Source organism: Myxococcus sp. AM011, assembly GCF_013372595.1.
GTDB lineage: Bacteria > Myxococcota > Myxococcia > Myxococcales > Myxococcaceae > Myxococcus > Myxococcus eversor.
Window position 1 is genome coordinate 14,931 of the sequence record NZ_JABXEM010000060.1, and the last position, 21,428, is coordinate 36,358.

General features: G+C 67.7%; 15 protein-coding genes. 7 read left to right on the forward strand and 8 right to left on the reverse strand.

What is annotated here, in order from left to right; genetic code table 11:
- Positions 1-139: 139 nt before the first annotated feature.
- Positions 140-3,040, reverse strand: coding sequence for an excinuclease ABC subunit UvrA (uvrA, locus tag HUW62_RS15055; protein ID WP_176434857.1), 2,901 nt, complete (start codon positions 3,038-3,040; stop codon positions 140-142).
- Positions 3,041-3,218: 178 nt separating this feature from the next.
- Between uvrA and HUW62_RS15060 the strand changes: the two genes are divergently transcribed.
- The 3 genes from HUW62_RS15060 (at position 3,219) to HUW62_RS15070 (ending at position 8,240) form a co-directional block, all read left to right on the forward strand.
- Entirely contained in the window at positions 3,219-3,863 is a 645-nt protein-coding gene (locus HUW62_RS15060; protein ID WP_176434858.1) for a DMT family transporter, read from the forward strand.
- Positions 3,864-4,124: 261 nt separating this feature from the next.
- Positions 4,125-7,070 carry a choice-of-anchor D domain-containing protein gene (locus tag HUW62_RS15065; protein ID WP_176434859.1) on the forward strand — a complete coding sequence of 982 codons (2,946 nt, stop codon included), beginning with the start codon at positions 4,125-4,127 and terminating at the stop codon, positions 7,068-7,070.
- Between the two features lie 252 nt (positions 7,071-7,322).
- The gene (locus tag HUW62_RS15070) at positions 7,323-8,240 is read left to right on the forward strand and encodes a metallophosphoesterase (protein WP_163868499.1); all 918 of its coding nucleotides are present in this window, start codon (positions 7,323-7,325) and stop codon (positions 8,238-8,240) included.
- A 6-nt stretch (positions 8,241-8,246) separates the two neighbouring features.
- Here the strand turns inward: HUW62_RS15070 and HUW62_RS15075 are convergent, their stop codons facing one another.
- Both HUW62_RS15075 and HUW62_RS15080 read right to left on the reverse strand, forming a co-directional pair.
- Positions 8,247-9,479 carry a dienelactone hydrolase family protein gene (locus tag HUW62_RS15075; RefSeq protein WP_176434860.1) on the reverse strand — a complete coding sequence of 411 codons (1,233 nt, stop codon included), beginning with the start codon at positions 9,477-9,479 and terminating at the stop codon, positions 8,247-8,249.
- A gap of 44 nt (positions 9,480-9,523) precedes the next feature.
- Entirely contained in the window at positions 9,524-10,441 is a 918-nt protein-coding gene (locus HUW62_RS15080) for a phosphatase PAP2 family protein (RefSeq protein WP_176434861.1), read from the reverse strand.
- Positions 10,442-10,563: 122 nt separating this feature from the next.
- Here HUW62_RS15080 and HUW62_RS15085 point away from each other — a divergent pair, with 122 nt between their 5' ends.
- From HUW62_RS15085 to HUW62_RS15095, 3 genes are all read left to right on the forward strand, one after another.
- Entirely contained in the window at positions 10,564-12,870 is a 2,307-nt protein-coding gene (locus HUW62_RS15085) for a thioredoxin domain-containing protein (RefSeq protein ID WP_176434862.1), read from the forward strand.
- A 3-nt stretch (positions 12,871-12,873) separates the two neighbouring features.
- The gene (locus HUW62_RS15090) at positions 12,874-14,187 is read left to right on the forward strand and encodes an FHA domain-containing protein (protein WP_255203444.1); all 1,314 of its coding nucleotides are present in this window, start codon (positions 12,874-12,876) and stop codon (positions 14,185-14,187) included.
- Positions 14,188-14,324: 137 nt separating this feature from the next.
- On the forward strand, positions 14,325-15,143 hold the full coding sequence (locus tag HUW62_RS15095) for a GNAT family N-acetyltransferase (protein ID WP_176434863.1): 819 nt from the start codon (positions 14,325-14,327) through the stop codon (positions 15,141-15,143).
- 7 nt (positions 15,144-15,150) lie between these two features.
- On the opposite strand, the gene HUW62_RS15100 is transcribed toward HUW62_RS15095, so the two are convergent.
- The 5 genes from HUW62_RS15100 to HUW62_RS15120 form a co-directional block, all read right to left on the reverse strand.
- A complete protein-coding gene (locus HUW62_RS15100) occupies positions 15,151-15,834 on the reverse strand; it encodes an immunity 49 family protein (RefSeq protein WP_217911333.1) in 684 nt (227 codons plus the stop codon).
- 95 nt (positions 15,835-15,929) lie between these two features.
- Positions 15,930-16,637, reverse strand: coding sequence for a DUF1629 domain-containing protein (locus HUW62_RS15105; RefSeq protein ID WP_338041951.1), 708 nt, complete (start codon positions 16,635-16,637; stop codon positions 15,930-15,932).
- On the reverse strand, positions 16,544-17,368 hold the full coding sequence (locus tag HUW62_RS15110) for an AHH domain-containing protein (protein ID WP_176434865.1): 825 nt from the start codon (positions 17,366-17,368) through the stop codon (positions 16,544-16,546). Before HUW62_RS15110 ends, HUW62_RS15105 begins: the two co-directional genes overlap by 94 nt.
- A gap of 19 nt (positions 17,369-17,387) precedes the next feature.
- Positions 17,388-19,844, reverse strand: coding sequence for a TIGR02270 family protein (locus HUW62_RS15115; protein ID WP_176434866.1), 2,457 nt, complete (start codon positions 19,842-19,844; stop codon positions 17,388-17,390).
- Between the two features lie 9 nt (positions 19,845-19,853).
- On the reverse strand, positions 19,854-20,324 hold the full coding sequence (locus HUW62_RS15120; protein WP_163868359.1) for a DUF4150 domain-containing protein: 471 nt from the start codon (positions 20,322-20,324) through the stop codon (positions 19,854-19,856).
- Positions 20,325-20,549: 225 nt separating this feature from the next.
- Here HUW62_RS15120 and HUW62_RS15125 point away from each other — a divergent pair, with 225 nt between their 5' ends.
- Positions 20,550-21,308: a hypothetical protein gene (locus HUW62_RS15125; protein WP_163868360.1), complete on the forward strand. Its 759-nt coding sequence runs from the start codon at positions 20,550-20,552 to the stop codon at positions 21,306-21,308.
- The last annotated feature ends 120 nt before the right edge of the window (positions 21,309-21,428 follow it).

The window sequence follows — 21,428 nt, forward strand, 5'->3', positions numbered from 1 at the left end:
AGAATGAGACACACGGTTGAAACTGATTTCGCGTCTCAGACCCCTCCTGTGAAGGCTTCCTCCAAGGTGGACGGGGGGTTGGGGTGAATGAAGGCACCCCAGCCCCCCGCTCCATGTTTCGGAAGAGCGGCCGGAGTGGTCAGCCCAGTGCGCCGTGTTTCAAGGGCGTGGAGCCGTCCACGCGCTTGCCGACGCGCGCGCGCCGTGACTTGCCCAGCACGTGCGCCAGGTAGCGGCCGGTGTGGCTTCCCTGGACTTTGGCGACGCTCTCCGGCGTCCCTACGGCGAGCACCTGTCCGCCGCCCGCGCCGCCCTCGGGGCCCATGTCGATGAGCCAGTCCGCGCTCTTGATGACATCCAGGTTGTGCTCGATGACGAGCACGCTGTTGCCTGCCTCCACCAGTCGGTTGAGCACGGAGAGCAGCTTGCGGATGTCCTCGAAGTGCAGGCCCGTGGTGGGCTCGTCGAGGATGTAGAGCGTGCGGCCGGTGGCCACGCGCGCCAGCTCCCGGGCCAGCTTGATTCGCTGGGCCTCGCCGCCTGACAGGGTGGGGGAGGGCTGTCCCAGGCGGATGTAGCCCAGGCCCACGTCACCCAGCGTCTGGAGCACGCGCTTGATGTCCTTGTGCGCGGAGAAGTGCTCCATGGCCTCGCGCACGCTCATGTCGAGCGTCTCCGCGATGTTCTTCCCCTTGTAGCGCACGCGCAGCGTCGCCTCGTTGAAGCGCTTGCCGGCGCAGACCTCGCAGGGCACGTACACGTCCGCCAGGAAGTGCATCTCCACCAGCTTGACGCCGTCGCCCTCGCACGACTCGCAGCGGCCGCCCTTGACGTTGAAGCTGAAGCGGCCCGGGCCGTAGCCGAACGTGCGCGCCTCCGGCGTCATCGCGAACACGTCGCGGATGGCGTCGAACAGCTTGGTGTACGTGGCGGGGTTGCTTCGCGGGGTGCGGCCGATGGGCCGCTGGTCGATGTCGATGACCTTGTCCAGGTGCTCGAAGCCCAGCACGGCCTTGTGCTTCCCGGGGGACTCGCGGCTGTCGTAGAGATGCTTGGCCAGCGCGGGGTAGAGAATCTCGTTGATGAGCGTGGACTTGCCGGCGCCCGACACGCCGGTGACGGCGGTGAAGACGCCCAGCGGAATCACCGCGTCCACGTCGCGCAGATTGTTCTCCTTCGCCCCCTGAATCACCAGCTGGTGTTTGGGATTGAGTGCGCGGCGCTGCTCGGGGATTTCAATCTCCAGCCGTCCGGACAGGTAGCCGCCCGTGGTGCTGTTCTCGTCCGCCATCACCTGCTTCGGCGTGCCCTGGGACACCACTTCGCCCCCCAGCTCGCCGGCGCCCGGGCCGAAGTCCACCAGCCAGTCCGCCTCCTCCATCGTCTCCTCGTCGTGCTCCACGACGATGACGGAGTTGCCCAAATCGCGCAGGCGCTTGAGCGTCGTCAACAGCTTGCCGTTGTCGCGCTGGTGCAGGCCGATGGAGGGCTCGTCCAGGATGTAGATGACGCCCGTCAGCTCGCTGCCCATCTGCGACGCCAGCCGGATGCGCTGGCTCTCACCACCCGACAGCGTGGACGCGGTGCGGTCCAGCATGAGGTAGCCCAGGCCCACGTCGACCAGGAAGGACAGGCGGCTGCGAATCTCCTTCAAGAGCTCCGTGGCGATCTTCCGCTCCTGCGCCGTCAACCCCAGCTCGCCCAGGAACCCGAGCGCGTCGGAGATGGTCAGCCGGCTCAGGGCGACAATCGAGTGCCCGTGCACCTTCACCGCGCGGCTCTCCGGCTTGAGGCGCTCGCCCGCGCAGGTGGGGCAGGGCTTGTTGCTGAAGTACTTCTGCAGCTCGGTGCGCCGGGCCTCGGACGTCGTGGTCTTGAAGTTGCGCATCAAGCGCTCGACCAGGCCCTCCCACTCCATCTTGTACTGGCCGCCCTCGCCCCACTCGACGGTGAAGCTCTTGCCCTTGCCGCCGTTCATCAGCGTGTCGCGCTCGCGCTTGGACAGCTTCCCGTAGGGCACGTCGAGGTCAATCTTGAACGCCTTGGCCAGGCTCTCCACGAAGTCCGCCGTCCAGCCCTCGCCGCGATTCATGCCGCTGGCCCAGGGCTCAATCGCGCCGTCACGGACGCTGCGAGACGGGTCCGGGACGATGAGGTCCGGGTCCATCTCCGGCCGCGTGCCCAGGCCGTTGCAGTCCGTGCACATGCCCAGCGGGTTGTTGAAGGAGAACGACGCGGGCGTCAAATCGCCGAAGGAGATGCCGCAGGCGGGGCACGCATTGAGCTCGCTCATCACCCGGTCCGACGTGGACGCGCCCGTCTCGTCGGTGATGATGAGGGTGCCCTTGCCCTCGCGCAGCGCCGTCTCCACCGAGTCGGTGAGGCGCGTCTTGATGTCCGCCTTGAGCACCAGCCGGTCGATGACCAGCTCGATGTCGTGCTTGGACTTCTTGTCCAACTCGACGCGCTCCTCCAGGCTCTTGAGCTTCCCGTCGATGCGCGCGCGGGAGAAGCCGCGCTTCTGCGCCTCGGTGAGCAAATCCTTGTGCTCGCCCTTGCGGTTCGTCACGAGCGGCGCCAGCACCTGCACCTTGCTGCCCGCGGGCATCTTCAGGATTTCGTCGACGATCTGCTGGGCGCTCTGCTTGCCCACCTTGCGCCCGCAGTTGGGGCAGTGCTGCACGCCGATGGAGGCATAGAGCACGCGCAGGTAGTCGTGCACCTCGGTGACGGTGCCCACCGTCGAGCGCGGGTTGTTGCTCGCCGCCTTCTGCTCGATGGAGATGGTGGGCGACAGGCCCCGGATGGTGTCGTACTTGGGCTTCTCCATCTGCCCGAGGAACTGGCGGGCATAGGCGGAGAGGCTCTCGACATAGCGCCGCTGACCTTCCGCGTAGAGCGTGTCGAAGGCGAGCGAGCTCTTGCCGGACCCCGAGACTCCCGTGAAGACGACCAGCTTCTTCTTTGGGATATCCAGGGAGACGTTCTTGAGGTTGTGCTCCTTGGCGCCTCTCAGGGAAATGACGTCGGGCTCGGACATGATGGGCGGGCGATCTACCACTGAATGGGTGTTCCGGTAGTGGGAAAACTCGTCACGGTGGGTGGATGGTCCTCAACGCGCGGCGTTGCGCCCACACTCCCCCCTGGGCAGGACACCGGACGGCCGGCTGTGGCGCACTGGAGGAAGGGCGGGGAATCCGATAGAGGGGGCGCCCTCCATGACACCCCGCTGGGTCCTCCCCGTGCGTTATCGCGGCGCGCCGCTGCTCGTCTTCTCGAGCGTGCTGTTCGCGGTGATGGCGCTGTGCACCCGCCTGCTCTCCGGCCGTCTGTCGCCAGGGCAGGTGGCGTCCGGCCGCTTCCTCATCGGCCTGCTCTTCCTCGCCGCCTACTATCCGGCGATGGGGCGCAGGCCGCGCTTCGGTCGCCTGCCGCTCTGGGTGCTCCGGGGCGTCTTCGGCGGCGCGGCCGTCGTCGTGGTGCGCGCGCTTCGCCACGAGACGGATGCGGCCACCGTCTTCCTCTCCTTCTGTCTCTTCGGCCTCTTGTTCAGCCTTCCCTTCGCGCTGCACGACTGGAGGCCGCTCGGCTGGGATGTCGCGCTTCCTCTGCTGGGCGTGGGTTTGACCTCCGTGGTGGCGCAGATGACCTTCACGTATGCGTTCGGCTACGTCACCGCGGTAGCCGGCGGGGTCGCCACGCAGCTCACGCCCGTCTTCTCGTGGGTGCTGGGCGCGGTGCTGTTGGGCGAGGCCGTCTCGCCGCTGGCCGTGACGGGTGCCCTGGTGTGCATGGTGGGTGTGCTCTGGGGCACGGGAATGCTGGAGCGCTGGCGCGCGACGCCGGCCCGCACCGCGCCGTGAGCCGCGGGCAGGGCACCGGTTTCTCCTGGTTGCTACCCGCCGTTCCTGAAGGAATTCCAGTCCCACCCCGCACGTGGGAAATGTCGTTCCCACGGTGGAGAAACGCGTTTCCCAGGCAGGCCCAAGGCTTGCCACGTTGGCCGGTGGACTTCGTCGCCCCTCCGCAACCGGGCACTCGGGTTGCAGAGCGCCCCCTCCGCCGGAATCGCGCGGTACGAGATCGCGCGGGGCCGGGCTCGGGGAAGTCGTGGGGAGGCTGGTATGCGACGTGTGTTTTGGGTGGCGTGGGTGGCGGCGGCGTTGGTCCTGGGGATGGGCTGTGATCGTCCGTCGTCGCAGCGCGCGAAGAGCGCCTTCCTGGTGCGTCCCGAGACCATCGACTTCGGCGCCTCGGCGTTGGGGCGGACGAAGAGCTTCAAGCTGAAGCTGACCAACGGTGGCCGCGCGGCGTACCGCGTGGAAGGCGCCCTCTCCAGCATTCCCAATGTGTCGGTGCCGCCGTTCGAGGCCTTCACCCTGGGCGCGGGCGCGGAGCGCGAAATCGAGGTGCACTTCAAGCCCGACGTCGAGGGCACGGTGCAGGGCTCGCTGGAGCTCATCACCGACGCGGACTCGCGGGGCGAGGTGCCGGTGTCCGGGCGGGGCGTGAAGGCCTTCCTGGAGGTGCCCGAAACGGAGCTGGACTTCGGCAACGTGTCCATGGGCTTCGTGGAGATGCGGCAGGTGACGGTGCGCAACACGTCGGACGTGGACACGCCGCTGGGGGTGTCCGTCCAGGGCGCGGACGCGGACCAGTTCACCGCGGAGCGCGGCGAGCCGGAGATGCTGGCCCCGGGTGAGCAGCGCGTGCTGTCGGTGGCCTTCGCGCCGCGGCGGCTGGGCTCGGCGACGGCGGAGCTGCGCGTTGTCGTGTGCGACGGGTGCGAGCCGGCGGTGGTGCCGCTCAAGGGCACGGGCGTGGCCTCCAAACTGGAGGTGACGCCGCTGCGGCTGGACTTCGGGCGCGTGGCGCTGGGTGCCAGCGCGGAGCAGTCCATCACCGTGCGCAACCAGGGCACGGAGCCGCTGCGCTGGTCCGGCGTCGAGCTTCAGGCGAACCCCGGTGGTGTCTACCGCGTGGTGAGTGAGCCGGTGCTGAGCGGCGGCATGCTGGCGCCGAGCGCCAGCGTGGAGATTCGAGTGGCCTTCACGCCCGTGGTGCTGGGGCGCGCGGGTGAGGGCCGGGTGGAGGTGGGTGTTCGGGAGCAGGGCTCCACCGCGCCGGGCCCCAAGGTGTCGCTGACGGGCGAGGGTGGCACGTCGTGCGTGGCGGTGCTGCCGCGCAAGGTGGACTTCGGCGTGGTGGCGGAAGGGATGACGGCGACGCGCTCGGTGGAGGTCATCAACCGCTGCCGTGACAGCGTGCTCGTCAACAACCTGCGGCTGGACACGGCGCAGGGCGGCTACTTCACCCTGGCGCAGGCGCCGGCCAGCGTGACGGTGCCGTCCGGCCAGTCGGCCTTCGTGGGCGTGACGTTCAGCCCTCGCGTGGGCTCGGCGGGAGTCAGTGAAGGCCAGCTCGCCGTCACGGTGCGGGCGGGGAGCATGACGTCCACGGAGGCGGTGTCGCTGAAGGGCGAGGGGCGCGCCTTCAAGCCGTGCCAGTACGCGCTGCCGACGCAGCTTCGCTTCGGCAAGGTGCCGGTGGGCGCGGAGGTGTCGCTCGGCGTGTCGCTGCGCAACACCGGCACGGAGGCGTGCTACCTGGCGTCGATGCAACTGGTGGCGGGTTCGGACCCGTCCTTCGTGGCCACGGCGGTGCCCAACGGGGTGCTGCTGCCCAACCAGAAGGCCACGCTCGTGGTGCGCTTCAAGCCGGAGGCGGAGGGCGCCTTCGAGGGCCTCGCGGAGGCGTGGGTGAACCACCCGTCGCTGGGACACCCGCTGGTGACGCTCGTGGGTGAAGGAGTGAAGGGCTGCTTCGCGGTGCAGCCCACCACGGTGGACTTCGGCATCACCAAGCTGTCGTGCGGCCCGCGCTCGCGGGAGCTCGTGGCCATCAACGAGTGCATCGGTCCCGTGAAGGTCGCGGGCATGGAGCTGGAGCAGACGGGCAGCGAGTTCGGGGTGACGCCGGCCAACTCCTTCCCGGCGACGATTGCGCCGGGCGCTCGGGTGAAGCTGACGGCGCGCTACACGCCGATTGACGACGGGGATGACGCGGCGGCGGTGCGCTTCCGGCTGGAGGATGGCGGTGAGTACACGGCGGGCCTGGTGGGCCGGGGCGTGACGAAGGCGGAGCAGACGGACCGCTTCTTCCAGGAGTCGAAGGCGAAGGTGGACGTGCTCTTCGTGGTGGATAACTCCGGCTCGATGATGGAGGAGCAGCAGAGCCTGGGTCAGAACTTCGCGGCCTTCCTGAGCGCGGCGAGCGCGGCGGCGGTGGACTACCGCATCGGCGTCACCACGACGGGCCTGGACTCGTCCCCGGGCGGCTGGTCCGAGTGCCCGGGTGGCGCGCAGGGCGGAGAGAACGGGCGCCTGTTCCCGGTGGACGGCTCGCGGGCTCGCATCATCACCCCGGACACGCCGGACGCGGCGGGGGTCTTCGCCGCCAACACGCAGGTGGGCGTGTGTCACTGGAACGAGCAGGGCCTGGACGCGGCGCACCGCGCCCTGTCTGACCCGCTGCTCTACAACCAGGACGACGGCCGCACCCCGCTGCCCAACGACGGCAACGGTGGCTTCCTTCGCGAGGAGGCGAAGCTGGCCATCATCTTCCTCTCGGACGAGGAGGACTTCAGCTCGCAGCCGGTGTCCTTCTACGAGACGTACTTCCTGGCGCTGAAGGGCAACGACAAGTCCAAGCTCAGCATCAACGCGATTGTCGGCCCCATGGACCTGGCCACCTGCCCGACGTCGAGCAGCTCCGGCAGCCGCTACATCCAACTGGCGAACGCGACGGGCGGCGTGGTGGAGAGCATCTGCACGCCGAACTGGGCCTCGTCGCTGGAGAAGCTGTCGAACAGCGCCTTCGGTCCCAACCGCAACTTCCCGCTGTCGGAGATTCCCGCCGACTCCACGCGCATCGTCGTCGAGGTGGACGGCGTGCAGGTGACGTCCGGCTGGCACTACGACGCTCGCACCAACACCATCATCTTCGACCGTGACGCGGCACCCGCGCCGGGCTCGCTGGTGGAGGTGACGTACCCGCTGGGCTGCAACTAACGATTGCTCGCGAGGCGGTGACGGCGCCGCGCTTCACCTTCGGGTGGGGCGCGGCGTTTCGCGTTCCCGGGGGCCTGTCCGACTCATCGCGCGGCGAGGGAGGTGCGGACCGGGTCGATGATGTCTGTGATTAAGCCCGAGGCCGGAGGCCGGGCCCCGCCCTCCGAAGTGTGGGTTTTCAGTCAGCGGTAGGTCCCCTGGGGCACGGATGACTCGACAGGGTGGATGCGCGGGTGCACCCTTTCGGGCGCGATGCCGGAGACCCTCTTGGTTGCTGCCCTGGGTGACGTCCACGGTCGCTTCCACCGCGTGGAGACGTGGATGGACGCGCTGGAGGAGTCGCGTGGGCGGCGCGTGGGAATGGTGCTGGCGGTGGGGGACGTGGAGGCGTTCCGCCGCGCGGATGACCATCGCCGCAAGGCCGCCAAGCGGACCATGCCCGCGGAGTTCGCCGAGTACGCCGACGGCCTCCGCCGCGTGAAGCGACCGCTGTACTTCATCGGCGGCAACAACGAGGACTTCGAGGCGCTGCACGACTTCCTGGACGGAGGCGAGCTGGCGCCGGGCGTCTCCTATCTGGGCCGCGCCGGCGTGCGGGAGCTGTGCGGGCTCCGCGTGGCGTACCTCTCCGGCATCCACGCGCCGCGCTTCATCGACCAGCCCCTGAAGCGCCCCATCACCCAGGACCTCATGAAGCAGGCGGGGTACTTCCGCACGGCGGAGGTGGACCGGGTGATGTCGCTGCGGGACGTGGACCTGATGCTCGTCCACGAGTGGCCCCGAGGCATCGTCCAGCGCGCCCGGGAGGAGAACCCCTCGCCGCCCAGGCCCCTGCCTTCGTACTGGATTGGGAACGCGGTGACGCGGCGCCTGGTGGACACGGTGCAGCCGAAGTGGCTGCTGTGTGGCCACTCGCACAAGTCCTTCGCGGTGACGCTGGAGGGCGTCGGGCGGCCGGCGACGCGCATCGCTTGTCTGGACCAGGCCACCCGCTCGGAAGAGTCGGTCTTCTGGCTGGAGTACGAGGGCACCACCGTCCAGCGCGTGGGGTGGGGCACCTCCGGCCACGTCGCGTGGGAGGCAGGCCAGCGCTGGGACATGTCGGCACTGCCGCCCCTCCCCGTGGAGAGCGAGTCCAACGGCGATGACGCTCCGGCCGGAGTGATGTAGCGCCGCTCAGGGCTGTCCCACGGCCCAGTGTGTGAGCGACCACTGCGCGTCCGGCGTCGCGAGCGCGCTCGGCGGAGGTGGCGGCGCTCCGGGGATGATGGGCCTGCGTCGCACGTTCGCATCGAGGAACCCACGGGTGGCGCTCGCCATCGTGGCCCAGCCCCGGGCGATGTCCTCGGAGGACCCCACGGGTGCGAGGCCGGGGGCCAGCAGCGAGGCCGCGCCCACGCTCGTGAAGTCCAGGTGACGCATCCCCGTGATTCGAAGCCGCCACCGCTCCGCGCCACGCAGTGACTCCAGCAACCCGAAGTCGGGCACCATCGCCGCATCTCCTTCCTGGTACACGTGGAGCAGCGGGACGCGGTAGCTGTCCGCGCGGAAGTCCGGCAGGCCCGTCAGCCAGTCCTTGCCCGCCTGATTCGCGAGGCCTCCGTCCAGGCTCACCAGGGCGGCGGACTCGGGATGCGCGAGCACGAAGAGGAACGCGGCGCGAGCCCCCAGGCTGTGTCCCACCACCGCCACGCGCGACGCATCGATGCGGCTGTCCGACTGGAGGAAGCGCAGCACGCGCTCGAGCGAGTGCGCCTGGGTCCGCGCGGTGGCGAGCACGTCCAGGTCCGACCCCGGAGGCTCGCGACGTGTCGTCGACGGGATGGTCGCCACGACGTAGCCATGGCTCGCCAGGTACTCGGCCAGCACGGCCTGATGATGGGCGGACTGGTCGCGCCCCTGGGCCATCAGCACCAGTGGGAATCGGCCCGGCGCGGGTGGCGCATCGGGCACGGCGGCCATGGGTGAGTCGAGCCAGGCGCTGGTGCTCTCCTCGGGGACTCCATGGTCGATGAGGCGTTGCTCGTACTGCGTCACCGCGTCGTTCGCGAGCCGCGCGTCGCCCGTGGCCTCGGGATGTTCCTCGGTGCTGCTGAGCCCCACATAGTCCCTGTAATGCACGCGGAGCGTCGGGTCTCCGCCGCGCGCGGGATACCAGAGGGTGAGCTGGAGCGCGGACGCGTCCGCCGTGTCCGGAGGGATGGGTCGCACGCGCAGCCCCACGTTCCACGGTCCCACTTCGAGCGTGCCCCACAGGGGCGGCGTCACCGCCACCGGCTCTGGAGGGACCAGCAGATAGGTGGGCGCGAACTGTCGCGCGGACTGACAGCCCGTCACGAGCAGCAGCGCGGCGATTCCTCCGAGCCACGCGAGGCGAGCTGCTCGCGCGAGGGGACTTGCGGCGCGCATGAGAGGCGACGCCGCGAGGGGCCTTCCCCCCTGGGCGACGGGGCTCAGAAGATGCCCGAGATGCCAGCCATGCGCGCGCCGGCGACGGGCATCAACCGGGCGGCGGACGAAGGCTTGCGAGAGGCGCCGGCTTCCACGGTGCCAGTGCGCCCGTGCAGCAGGAGGGGGACCGCCACGCCGAAGGCCGCGCCCAGCACGGCCCCGGTGGCCACGTCGGTGAGATAGTGCTTGTCCGCGCCCATGCGCAGCAGGCCCACGGAGGTCGCCAGCGGCAGCCCTACTGCCCAGATCCACGCCTGATTCTCGTAGCCGCGCAGCGCGGCCACCGTGCCGGCGGACACCACGAGTGCGAAGGCGAGGTTGGTGTGTCCGCTATAGAACGACAGGTTGTTGTCGCTCGGCTGTTCGGTGAGGCCCTTCTGGTCTTCCGGCAGCACGTGGACGAAGGGGCGCTCGCGCCCGACGAGGAACTTCACCGTCTGGTTGGCCAGCGTCGCCAGCATGGCGCTCTCCAGGATGATGGTCGCGTCCTGGGCGAAGAACCGGTCCGGGCTGTCCGAGGCGCGTCCCATCGCGAACTGGAGGCCCATCACTCCGACAGGCAGGACACCGAAGCCCAGGATGTTGCTCCACGTCCCCGCCCGGTGTCGCGAGGCCTCCGTGTTCCCAGCGAGCCCCCGGCCCCAACGGTCCACGCGGTTGAGGGTGTCCGTCCCATCCGGTGCCCGGTCGCACCAGCGGCACGTCGCCGGCGCCAGGTCGCTCTTGAAGAAGGCCTCGCTCGAAATCCAGAGCACCGCGGCCGAGCCGGTGATGACGCCATCTCGAGCCCAGTCGAACCGCAGCTCATTCAGACGGGGCGCATCCTCGGCGGCCTGGGCCAGGGCGTGCGTCGAGGGGGCGAGCGCGAGGAGGACCGCCAGCGCGAGACTGGAAAAGGACGGGTGCACGGTTCGCAGCATAAGGGGCTTCGTCTCGTTTTCGAAGAACCGGATGAGTGCGTGGGAGGGGCAGCCGCTGCTGGCGCAAGGCGATGGGTTTGACTACAAGCAGCCGACTTCCATTCGCAATCCGAGGCACCATCGTGAGTGAGCACCCCGTCGATTTGACGGCCGAGACCTTCGAGCAGACGACTGGCAAGCCGGGTCTGGTCCTGGTGGACTTCTGGGCGGAGTGGTGCGGTCCCTGCCGCGCCTTCGCCCCCACCTACGCGGCCACCTCGGCGAAGCATCCGGACGTCGTGTTCGGCAAGGTCGACACCGAAGCGGAGCAGGAGCTGTCGGGCCGGTTCGAGATTCAGTCGATTCCCACGCTCATGGCGTTCAAGGACGGCGCCGTGGTCCACCGCTCCAGTGGCGCGATGTCGCCGGCGCGGCTGGACATGCTGGTCAAGTCGCTGAAGACGCTGGACGCCGCCGTGGCCCGTCAGGCCGAGGAGAACAAGAAGCTCACCGAGCAGGGCATCGTCCCTCCCGGCGTCCATCCCGACGCGGAATGGGATGACGGCGACAGCGAGTGGGTCCACGGAGGCAAGGACGCCAAGGGTCGCAACCACGGGCCCTATCGGTACTGGCGCGCGGACGGCACGCTCTGCAACGAGTGCACGCTCGAACACGGCAAGCCGCACGGTCCCTTCAAGCGCTTCCACGAGAGCGGCGAGGTGTCCCAGGACGGCGAGTTCGTGAAGGGGGAGCTGCACGGCCCTCGCACGTGGTTCGCCTCGGACAAGTTCACCACCGAGCGCATGCATGAGAACGGCGTCTCGGAGAGGGTTCGCAAGACGGTCATGACGTATGACCACGGCCGCGTGGTCGGAGTGAAGCACTTCGACGGCGAGGACCGCCGCGTGGTGCCTTCGACGGGGGAGTTGTACCCGGACCGTCCCGCCGGAGTTCCGGTGGAGGCGGAGCTGCGCGAGGACCTGAATCAGTGGTCCCACGTGCACCTGAACGCCGCGGGCGAGCGCCACGGGCTGGCGCGGTTCTGGACGCCTGACGGTGAGCTGCTCTGGGAGGGCGAGTTCGTCGATGGCAATCGCCATGGCGTCTACCGCTCGCTGGCGAAGGACGAGTACCTGGACGCTCGGGTGATGTTCGACGAAGGGCGGTTCGAGGGCGACGACGCCTGCGGCACCTGGACGCTGTTCGACAAGGACCGTCAGGTGGTGCTGACGCGCGACCTGGGCGTCGCCCAGGGCGAAGAGGAGATGAAGGCGTCGCCGGTCTTCTCGAATCTGCCCCGGTCGGCCGAGGCGTGGCACGAGTACGCGGGCACGTGCATCGCGGCGCGCAAGTACCGTGAGGCCCTCCTGGCGCTGGCCCGCGCGGCCTCGAGCGACCAGCAGGTGGGGCCGCTGAAGGAGTGGGTGGCGCGCGTGGCGCTGCCGCGCACGCCGGAGAACGCTCAGGCGACGGCGGGTCAGGTGCTGGAGAAGGCCGCGGACTCGTGGGCGCCCATGTCGGAGACGCTGATCCACGGTGGCGACGTGGGCATGTTGCTGCGTGGGTACGCGGTGCTGTTGGACCAGACGGACCGGCCTCGGGCGGCGCTGGACTTCGTCAACGCGGCGCTGCTGTTCGACCCGACGCAGACGGCGTTCCTGTTCACGCGCGGCCTCATCCTGCTGAACATGGGGATGGACGAGCATGCGCTGCTGGACGCCGACGGGCTGGCGAAGGCGGAGCCTCGCACGGCGGACTTCCTGCGGGCCTATGCGCGCTGCCTCTTCCCCCGGTTCGACTTCTGGCCGGCGAACGAGACGCCGCACTCGACTTACAACGACCTGCCGGAGAAGCCCGCGCAGCAGCTCAAGGCCATCCAGCGCGTCGTCCAGAAGTACGCGACGCGGCTGCAGCAGGTCCGCGCGGAGCTGCTCAAGCGGTTCAAGCCGGGCGCGTCCATGCCCTGGATGCCGCCGGACGTGTCCGCGCTGCTGCCGGATGGGCCCGTGGAGCTGGCGGAGGATGAAGTGGAGATTGGCGAGGACTCGGTCTCCGTGGACGAGACGCTCGCCGTGGCGACGCTGGGCCTGCCGGACCTGGTGCGCACGGCTCGCGCGGACTGGGCCGCGCTGACGTGGCTGTTGTGGGCGTGCGGTGAGACGCAGCTCGCGATGCCCCGGAAGTTGTCGCCGCCGAAGGACTTCGGACATGCGGCGGGCATGGCCAGTCAGCGACTGTGGCGCGCGAGGGATCGCCGCGTGACGGGCGGCCGGGGCGCGCAGGCTTCGGGTGCCGCCAGCTTCAAGTTCGAGGGCATCGACATCGACGAGGTCCACCCCAATCTGGTGGGTATCGTCGAGCAGCAATACGGCGAGGTGCAGGCGATGTTCTACTGGATGGCTGACAGCGACAATGTGTCTCCCTGGCAGGACAACCTGAGGGGGAGCTGAGTCATGAACAGGACTCCTCGAAAGGTCGAAATCGCGGATCCGCTCTGGACCGCGCTGGAGACGATGAGCCGGGAGATGGGCGTGGACCGCGACGTCCTCGTCAACCAGGCTGTCTTCTCGCTCGCGCGTCAGTTCGGGTTCATCCAGCCGACGCAGATCAGCCTCACGGATGCGGTGGCTGTCGCCGCGCCCGCGCCAGTGGCTCGGCCGGCGCCCGTCGTCGCCCCCGTGCAGGCGGTGCCAGTACCGGTCGAGACGAAGCCCGCCTCCAGCGAGGGCACTCCTCCAAGCGTCGAGGTCGTCGAACGCGTCCGGGAGATTGTCCGCGACGTCGAGCAGAACGTGGAGCCGAAGCCGGCGCCCGCGGCCGTCCAGATGGCTGATGCGGAGGAGGATGAGTCCAAGACCGGCGAGCATGAAGGCGCCCCGGTGGTGGATGAGGCCTCTGCCAGTGACGCGGCGCCCGAGGAGTCGAAGGCCGCTGTCGTCGCGGAGGCCCCGGTCGATGTGGAGGCGCTGAGAGCGGCTGTCGCCGAGCGTGTCCGGGACCTCGTGCGTGACGCGGACCAGTGGGTCGAACCCGTGGACGCGAAGCCGGAGGCCGACTCGGACGAGGAGGATTCGGACGAGGACTCGGGTGATGAGGACGAGGACTCGGATTCCGACGACTCGGATGACGCTGACTCCGACGACGAGAACTCGGGCGACGCGGAGGATTCGGACGGAGACTCCGACGACGCGGACGAGGATGATTCGGGCGAGGACTCCGCCGACTCGGATGAGAAGGACGCGGAGGCTTCGGGCGCGGACTCCGATGACGAGGACGAGGATGCGTCGTCGGCCGACTCCGATGGAGATGCGTCGGGCGACGACGAGGAGGACGAGGACACCGGCGAGGTCGCCGCGGTGGCCCCTGCTCCTCCTGCGTTGGCGGACGAGGATTCCTCCGAGTTGGTGACCCAGGCGAAGGACGAGCGGAAGTCAGGTTCCGGCGTCAGGCCGGACAAGACCATCATCGTCCAGGCGCCGCCCGAGCTGAAGGTGACCGTCAAACTGGACGAGGGAGAGCCCGTGCTCGTCGCGCGAGAGCGGTTCATCATCGGCCGTGGGCCGAGCGCGGACCTGATGGTGAAGTCCGCGAGGGTGTCCCGAGAGCACGCGGCGATTCTGCGTGACGGTGACGACGTCTTCATCGAGGACCTCAAGTCCTCGAACGGCACGTGGTTCGACAACACCCGCATCAGCCGTCGGCAGGTGGCGGATGGTGAGGAGTATCTGTTGGGTGGCATCCGCATCACCTTCTCGCTGACCACCTGAGCGGCGAGCAGGGCCCTCCGCCTCCACGGTCCTTCGGGACGGTGGAGGCGGTCGTGGGCTTCAGCGAGGCAGTGACATCAGGCGTCATCGCCGTGGCGCGGAATGGACCGCGCCTCCTGGAGTTCGAGCGACATTGCATGGACCTCATTCCCGCCGCGGAGTTTTCGTTCCTGGCCTTGTCCACGTTGTTCGCTCGTTCGTTCGAGGGCTACTTCGTCCCGATTCCCGACGCACCGCTGGCGTTCGATGCGCGGGTGCGGAGTGAGCACATCTCGCTCATGGAGAGTCGGGTTGCCCGAGTGGATGGCGAACTCGCGGGACTGGTGTTGATGGCGAGGCGAGGGCAGGTCAGTCGCGTCGCGGGCATGGGCATCATTCCCAGCCGACGCGGGCAGGGCCTGGGCGGGGCGATGTTGAGGCCGTTGATGGAGGCGGCGCGGGCGCGAGGGGATTCGCGGATGGTGCTGGAGGTCATCGAGCAGAATGCGCCCGCGGTGAAGCTCTACGAGAAGCTGGGCTTCCGTCGCGTGAGGAGGCTCGTCGGGTTCGTGGGGCGGCCGACACCGGAGGCGGGGGCACTGGAAGAGGTGGCCTTGGGTGAGTGCGCCAGGCTGCTGCCGGACGGGTTGCCGTGGCAGCTCGATGCGGCGACGGTGCAGGGGTTGTCGTCTCCGGTGAAGGCGTTCAGGTTGGGGCCGGCCTGCGCGGTGGTGGCGGATGTGTCCGCACCGGCGCTGGGACTGCGGTCGCTCGTGGTGGAGCCCGAGTCACGAGGTCAGGGGGCGGGACGGAGGTTGCTGCGAGCCCTGGCCGCCGCGCATCCGGGGAAGACGGTGTCGGTGGGTGCCATCGTTCCAGAGGGGCTGTGCGAGCGCTTCTTCCTCGGGGCGGGCTTCACGCATCCCGCGCTGTCGCAGTTGGAGCTGGTGCTCGACGTCTCCACAGACGCGAGGTGAGTGCGCCTCAGGGTTCGCGCCAGGCGTGCTCTGGGAGCGGCTTGAAGCTCGACAGGAGCGCGAGTCGCGGGATGAGGACGTCGTGCTCCCGGCCTGGCAATCCCCGCGATTCCGCGAGCCGAAGGAGCGCGAGTCCGTTGATGTAGACCTTGCCCTCCGTGGCGTACAGCTCGCGGTCGAAGTTGAGTTGCTTCCGGTACTCGCGCATGAGGGTCTGGCGTGCATCGAGCATCTGCGTGAACGCGGCCTGAAATCGGGAGGACTCGTTCTCCATCAGCGACGCGCACACCTGGAAGAAGGGCGAAGGGTTGTCTGCTTCGAGCTGCCGCCAGCGCGTCAGAATCGGGCGGAGTCCTGCTTCTTCGGATGTGGGGTGGACCATCCTGTGAAGGCAGTGAAAAAAGATGAAGTCCTCTTCGTCCTCCCAGCCAGGGGTAGGGGTGTTTGGGGACAGCGCGGCGATGCGCCGGGCTGTTGGCAGGTCGCCCGCCGCGAGCGAGGCGAGGAATCCCACATCGTTGCTGGCGGCCATGGCCCTGGGGCTGACCTGCAATCCGGTGGTCGCGCGCTCCAGGAGATGCAGTCGGGCCTGCCCTGCCTTGCACAACAGCTCCCCGAATCGATTCGAATCGGCCTCGCGCAACAACGCGCAGAGGGCGAGGACGCGATAGGCCACGGAGATGGACGCCAACGTGGCTCCGGTTTCCTTGCCCTGTGTTGTCGTGGCGAGGGCACGTCGGAGCTGAAACAGGGCGTTGGTCTGCGCCAGCTCGAGCGGGTCGTGCCTCATTGGATGTCGACCTTGACGCCCATGCCGTGGAACACGGCGCCCGTCATCCCGGCGCGCTCGAAATGCTCTCGCAAGTCCTCGCGCATGAGGATGAGCTTGGGCATGGCCCCGAGTCGGAAGAGGTTGGTGGAAGGGTCCACCGCATCATCCCGAAGATAGAGGCGCCGGATGCGCCCGAACTCGCGTTCTCCCTCGAGGCTGGTCCTCCGGGCGCCGAAGCTCCGGTCGATATCCGCCCAATCCCGAGCCCCCAGGACGTTGACGATATGGAGGTCGTCGGCCACGACGCGGCCCTTGGTGTTGAGCAGGGAGAAGGGGAGGTACTCGATGTCCGCGGTGGCGTGCTGGGAGAGCAACTCCTTCATCCGCTTCGACACCATGAAGTAGCCCAGGGCGTTGGGCACCACATCGGCGATGAGATTCCCTTTCACCTCGGGGGCCATCTGGAATCGCAAGCCGGCCGGATACTCCGAACCCATGGCGATGCCTCTGCGTGGTCGATGAAACTGGAGCAGTGCTTTGGGATACTTCCAGATCTGGCAGAAGGCCTCATTCGTACTTTCGTCTTGGAGGATGAACCACTTCATGTCGGTCTCGCTCGTGGAAGATGTCACCGTTTGAAAGCAGCAGGCAGATCGTTGATGTGCGCTCCGAGATGTGTCCGGCCATATCTGACAATGAGCCAGTATTCCTTTTGTTGCCATTTCTCGAGTTCGGCCTTCGTCTCGGTGGCTATTTTCGCCTTGGTGGCTCGACAGCCCTGGCTCTTGATGGCGGCAAACAGGTCCTTGAAGTCATTGAGCTTGGCTGTGCACCGCTTGGCGTACTGGGTATCCTTCCCGTGGCGGCCTTGATGCACCGGCAACCCAAGCACTTCGGCGATGGCTTTGATGCAGGGCAGGATGATGATGTTCTTTCTGGAGTTCAGATTGTATTTGATCTCGTCCTGGAGAATGACGAGCTCATCGTGGTCCAGGCATTCGAAGACGGTCTCGGCGGGAAGGATGTGGTGGTACTCGTTGAAGAACGGACGGATGGCCTGTTTGTAGTTCTGACCCTCGAAGTCCCATGCGCCCTTTTTGTCCGTGGGGTTCACGGGCTGGTGCTCATCCCGCTTTCCGCTCTTGGGCATTCGCCCCTCCGCCACCTGGAGTTCGAATGTGAGCCCCTTCAAGCGCTCCGCGGCGGTTCGGAAGGTCCCAGGCCCCACCTTCCAGGCGCCCTTCCTGGGGTCGCTGGTATCCAGTTCGTAGAGGTTTCTCTTGACGCTGAGTCCCTTGGTTTCGTCATAGCCATTGGCCTTGAAGGCGCAGGCCGGGTATTGCTTGCTGGGTTTGTGGTCATTCTTGTGCTTGTAGAGACAGCCCGTGGAAGAGTCCTTCTTGGGGTGCTTCTCCGCGGGGTCGAGTTCCCGCCAGTGCTTGCTGGACGTCATTGGTACACCTCGATTCGATTCACGGACGACTGAGATGGAGCGCACCTCTGCTGCCATCGTCGCCGCTGACCCAGAGCAGGACTTTTTCCTCGGGGACATAGCCGCGCTCCAGGCCGCGTACGCCCATGCAGATTCCCGCCGCGCCGCTCGCCGCGCCGAGCTCCCCGAATGTGGCTGCGGGGTACCACTCGCGGGAGTGATTCAGGACCTTGTTGGCACGGAGTTGTACGAGCGCGTGTCCCCAATCGTTGGCGCGGTAGGCATCGCCATTGAGCGTCGCGATGACGAGCCGAGGAGCTTCACCATGGTCCGGCAATGGCTCCAGCGTATCGCGGATGCACTTCGCCAGACTCCGTCCCAGGCTGGGAGTTCGTGACAGGCGGTGAAAGGGTTCGGCATGCCCTTGGAGAGAGTCGAGGATGGCCAGAATCCTGGCTCCGCGACGAAGAGCGACCTCTGCTCGTTCCAGGAGGATGAAGCCCGCGGCTTCTCCTGGAAGGAAGCCCACCGGATTGTCCGGTCCCTTCAGCAGCCCGAGCGCATCGAGCGCCTCTGCGTGCCGTGCTTCCACCAGACTGTCGACCCCTCCGACGATGCAGCTGTCCACCGCTCCCGACTCGAGCTGGCGTGCGGCAAGCTGGAGCCCTTGTACGAATCCAGCCTCCCCGAAGAAGAGCGCCTGTTCCCGAAGAGGAACCGGAAGAGGAGTGGTCGCGAAGATTCTCTGAAGCAGACCGTGCTGGAGTTGTTCTCGGCGTGAGGTGTGTCGTGAGGGAAGCTCTTCCCGTTCCTCGAACCGCTGCCAGTAGAAGTCACTGGGCGCCGCGAGAAACAGCGCGCAGCGAGACTTCGCGTGAAGTCCCGTGTGCGGAAGAAGATCGAGCAAGGCTTGCGAGGCCAGTGCGGTCAGGCGCGCGAGGCCGGAGAACCCCTCGGTGACCCAGGGGATGGCATGCCCTCTGGCGGGCTCGAGTTCATGGTGCTCCGAGTCCCAGAGCTGGACGTCCTCCAGGGCGCTGATGCGGACGACGCCCGCCCGACTGGCCGCGCAACTGGCGACGACGCCATCCCCAATCGGCGACACCATTCCCAGCGCGGTGATACCGAGCTTTCCGGTGAGCCGTCGAGTCGGCGTGTGGGCCTCCGGGACGCGTCGCGGCGTGGGCATCTCGAGCGCGGGGCGTGCGGTGTCGCTGAGCTCCTTGATCGGGCGATTCAGGTTCAGCCTTTTGTCGAGTGCTTGCGCATCCCGAAGCGCCGAGCGCTGTCTGTCGGAGAAGGCCCGAGAGGGGACCTGAATCCGGCCTCGGCTTCGCAAGTGAATTTCCTGGGCGAGGACAGGACATCTCCGCATGGGCACCAAGGGATAGGACTCGAAGATCCCGGCGGGAGTCAGCGGAAACCCCAGGAGGTAGCGAGTGTTCTTCTGGAATCGCGAGCGGTGGGTCTCCCACCAATGACGAACAGCCTCGGGGACTGCGAAAGGAAGCTCGTCTTCAGGACTGCTCACCTCGACTTCGCTGTCGTCGAGTTCCCGCCCGGGAGTTGGGGACAGGAAATGCTGCTCGAGCCGGAGTCCGGTGATGGCGCAGAAGGACTCCGCCGCCCGACTCCCGAGTGTCTCGTGCGGGAGCAGCTCCAGGCATTTCTCGGCCGCTTCCATGCGACCGCTGAAACCCAGCGCCCACAAGCACGACGGTCCAATGTCCGGGGACGTGGCGCGCTCCAGCAGGAAGCGCAGGTCCGAATCGTCACCTCCGAGTCCCATCAGGAGTCGCGGCAACGCACCTTGCCCCTGGGTAGAGGCGGCGAGCCTCCGACAGTGTGCCCAGGCAGCGTCGACGCCAAGTATGAGCGCGGTGACAAGGGCGTTGTCCCGCAGGAGGCCATTGTCCCCAGCCAGGGCCTCATTCACGGCCCTGGATTCAATGGGCCCCTTCGTGAAGCGCGCGGCTTTCAGGGCGGCGCAACGCACCTCGGGCGAGGAATGGACCAGGAGTGACTTCAACAGCGGCCCAGGCTCGGCTTGCCAGGCTACGAGGACCTCCATCGCGGCGGCCTGGAGTCGCGGTTCGCGCGACTCGAGCAAGGCGTGAAGGCGAGGAACGCAGATTGGAAGGGGACGCAGCTCGAGCGCCCGTTGGAAGCACGCCCGCTCTTCATTCTCCGCGTGTTCGAAGTGCTCCAGGACGCAGTGCCTGTCGCTCTCGGCGCCCGTGGCCAACAGCACCAGGGCGGAGGCGGTGCGCGTCTCCGCGTCCTCTTGTTCGAGTGCGGGGTGGAGCAGCCTTCTTGCGACTTCGGGTCCACCCAGCACGAGGGCGTCGAGGTGCGCGAGCAGGCGACGCTCGATTCCTTCCGCCACTTCCTCCAGGGTGAACCTGGGCGAGTGAAGCGTCCGCTCCCACTGGGTGAACAGGAAGCCCGCCTCGTGGAGATGGTCCTCGAATACTTCCCATTGGAGCCTGGAAGGCATGGGAGGCCATCACTCGTCGACGGGATTCTGGCAGCACAGACACCTGGGCTCTTCCTCGGTGCCTCCCCGGGCAACGACGGGTGGCTGGATGAGCGGCACGGGTGGCGTGTTCTTGTCGTTGTGCAGCATCAGGTCGAAGGCGCGCGCGACATTCTGGCCCTCCACCTTCACGTCGAAGGAGAAGTTGATGAACTCGGCCTTCCCCTTCGTCTTGCCGGACGCCACGCCCCCGCCAGCCGTGCCCGCCTCGTCGCCGGTGCTCGTGCTGAAGTGCGAGTCCTTCAAGCACATGGGGTTGCCTTCGACAATGACTTGCTTGCTTCCCTTCCCGGTGTCTCGGGACTCCGCGACATTGGGATAGGGAATGGGAATCGGCCCGCCGGGACTCGGCGTCTTGCAGAGGTCTGGCATGGCGACGCTGACGCCGTCGCTGTCCTTGGTCACGACAGACATCTTGTTGACGCCCACGGTGGTGGTCATTGCATCCTCCCTTGCGGCGTCCCCCCGTGAGGCGCGCGGCGCATTGGAGGCGTCAGGGTAGGTCGGTGCGGGGAGGTCCAGCGCGGGGCGAGGCGGGTCTTCGTCGGCTACCGAACGACCCTCGCTCCCCACGCGCTGTTTCGAACGTCGTTCGAGTCGGGGTGACGATGCGAGGGAGTCCTGGTAGGTCCCCGTGCGCCTTCAACCGCAAGGAAGCCCCACGTCATGCAGCAGTCGCTCGATCATCAGCCTGATTTCACACCGCGGGACTGGGAGCGCGCTTGGACGACAGCGCTCTCCCGGCTCAACGAGTCCCAGCGGGAGATGCTCGCGGCGACTTCGCTGCTCCCCACTCCCGCGGAGTTCGCGAACGTCGCCGGCGAGGGCCCCGCGCAGTGGAAGGCCGAAGGGGGCAATCCCACCCTGCAGGCGGTGTGGGCGCTCGCCCTGAGAGAGCTCCATCCGGCGGAGCTGCCCACGCTGACGCTCGACGAGGAACAGGCCTGGAACGAACCCCGGGTCATCGCCGCGAACGTCGTCCTCACGGGCCCGGTGCGGTGGCGTGCACCGCTCGTGTTCCTGGGGAGCGTCCAGTCCACGCGGCCCCTCTACGATTGTGGTCCCGACTCGTCTGTCACCATCGTCGGACGCGTCACCGCTCCGGGACTCGTCACCTCGGGCGACATGCAGTTGCTGGGCGACGTGGACATTCCCCTCATCGAGGGGCAGGGCAACGACAACATGCTCATCGTGCTGGGCGACGTGAGCGCACGGGTCATCCACGAAGCGGACCACGCCTGCTGCTGGGCGGGGAGCGTCGTGGCCCAGTCGCATGCGTCCCTGGGCGACCTCCCCAAGGAGCAGCGCCGGAAGCTTGAGGAAGCCATCCTCCCCGAGTTCCTGGCGGAGAGTCGGCCGCGCCTGGCCCCCGCGATGGAGGCCCTGGCCTCGGGTCAGGACGTCTTCCGGGTACGTCCCGAGTGACGCGCACTGCGCCCGGATGCTCCGGGGCTTCGGGATAAACCCGGCACGGAGGTGCGATTCACTCGCGAATCGGGTGAATCAGGTGGGCAGGCAGGCGGGCTCGCGAACACACTGGGCGGC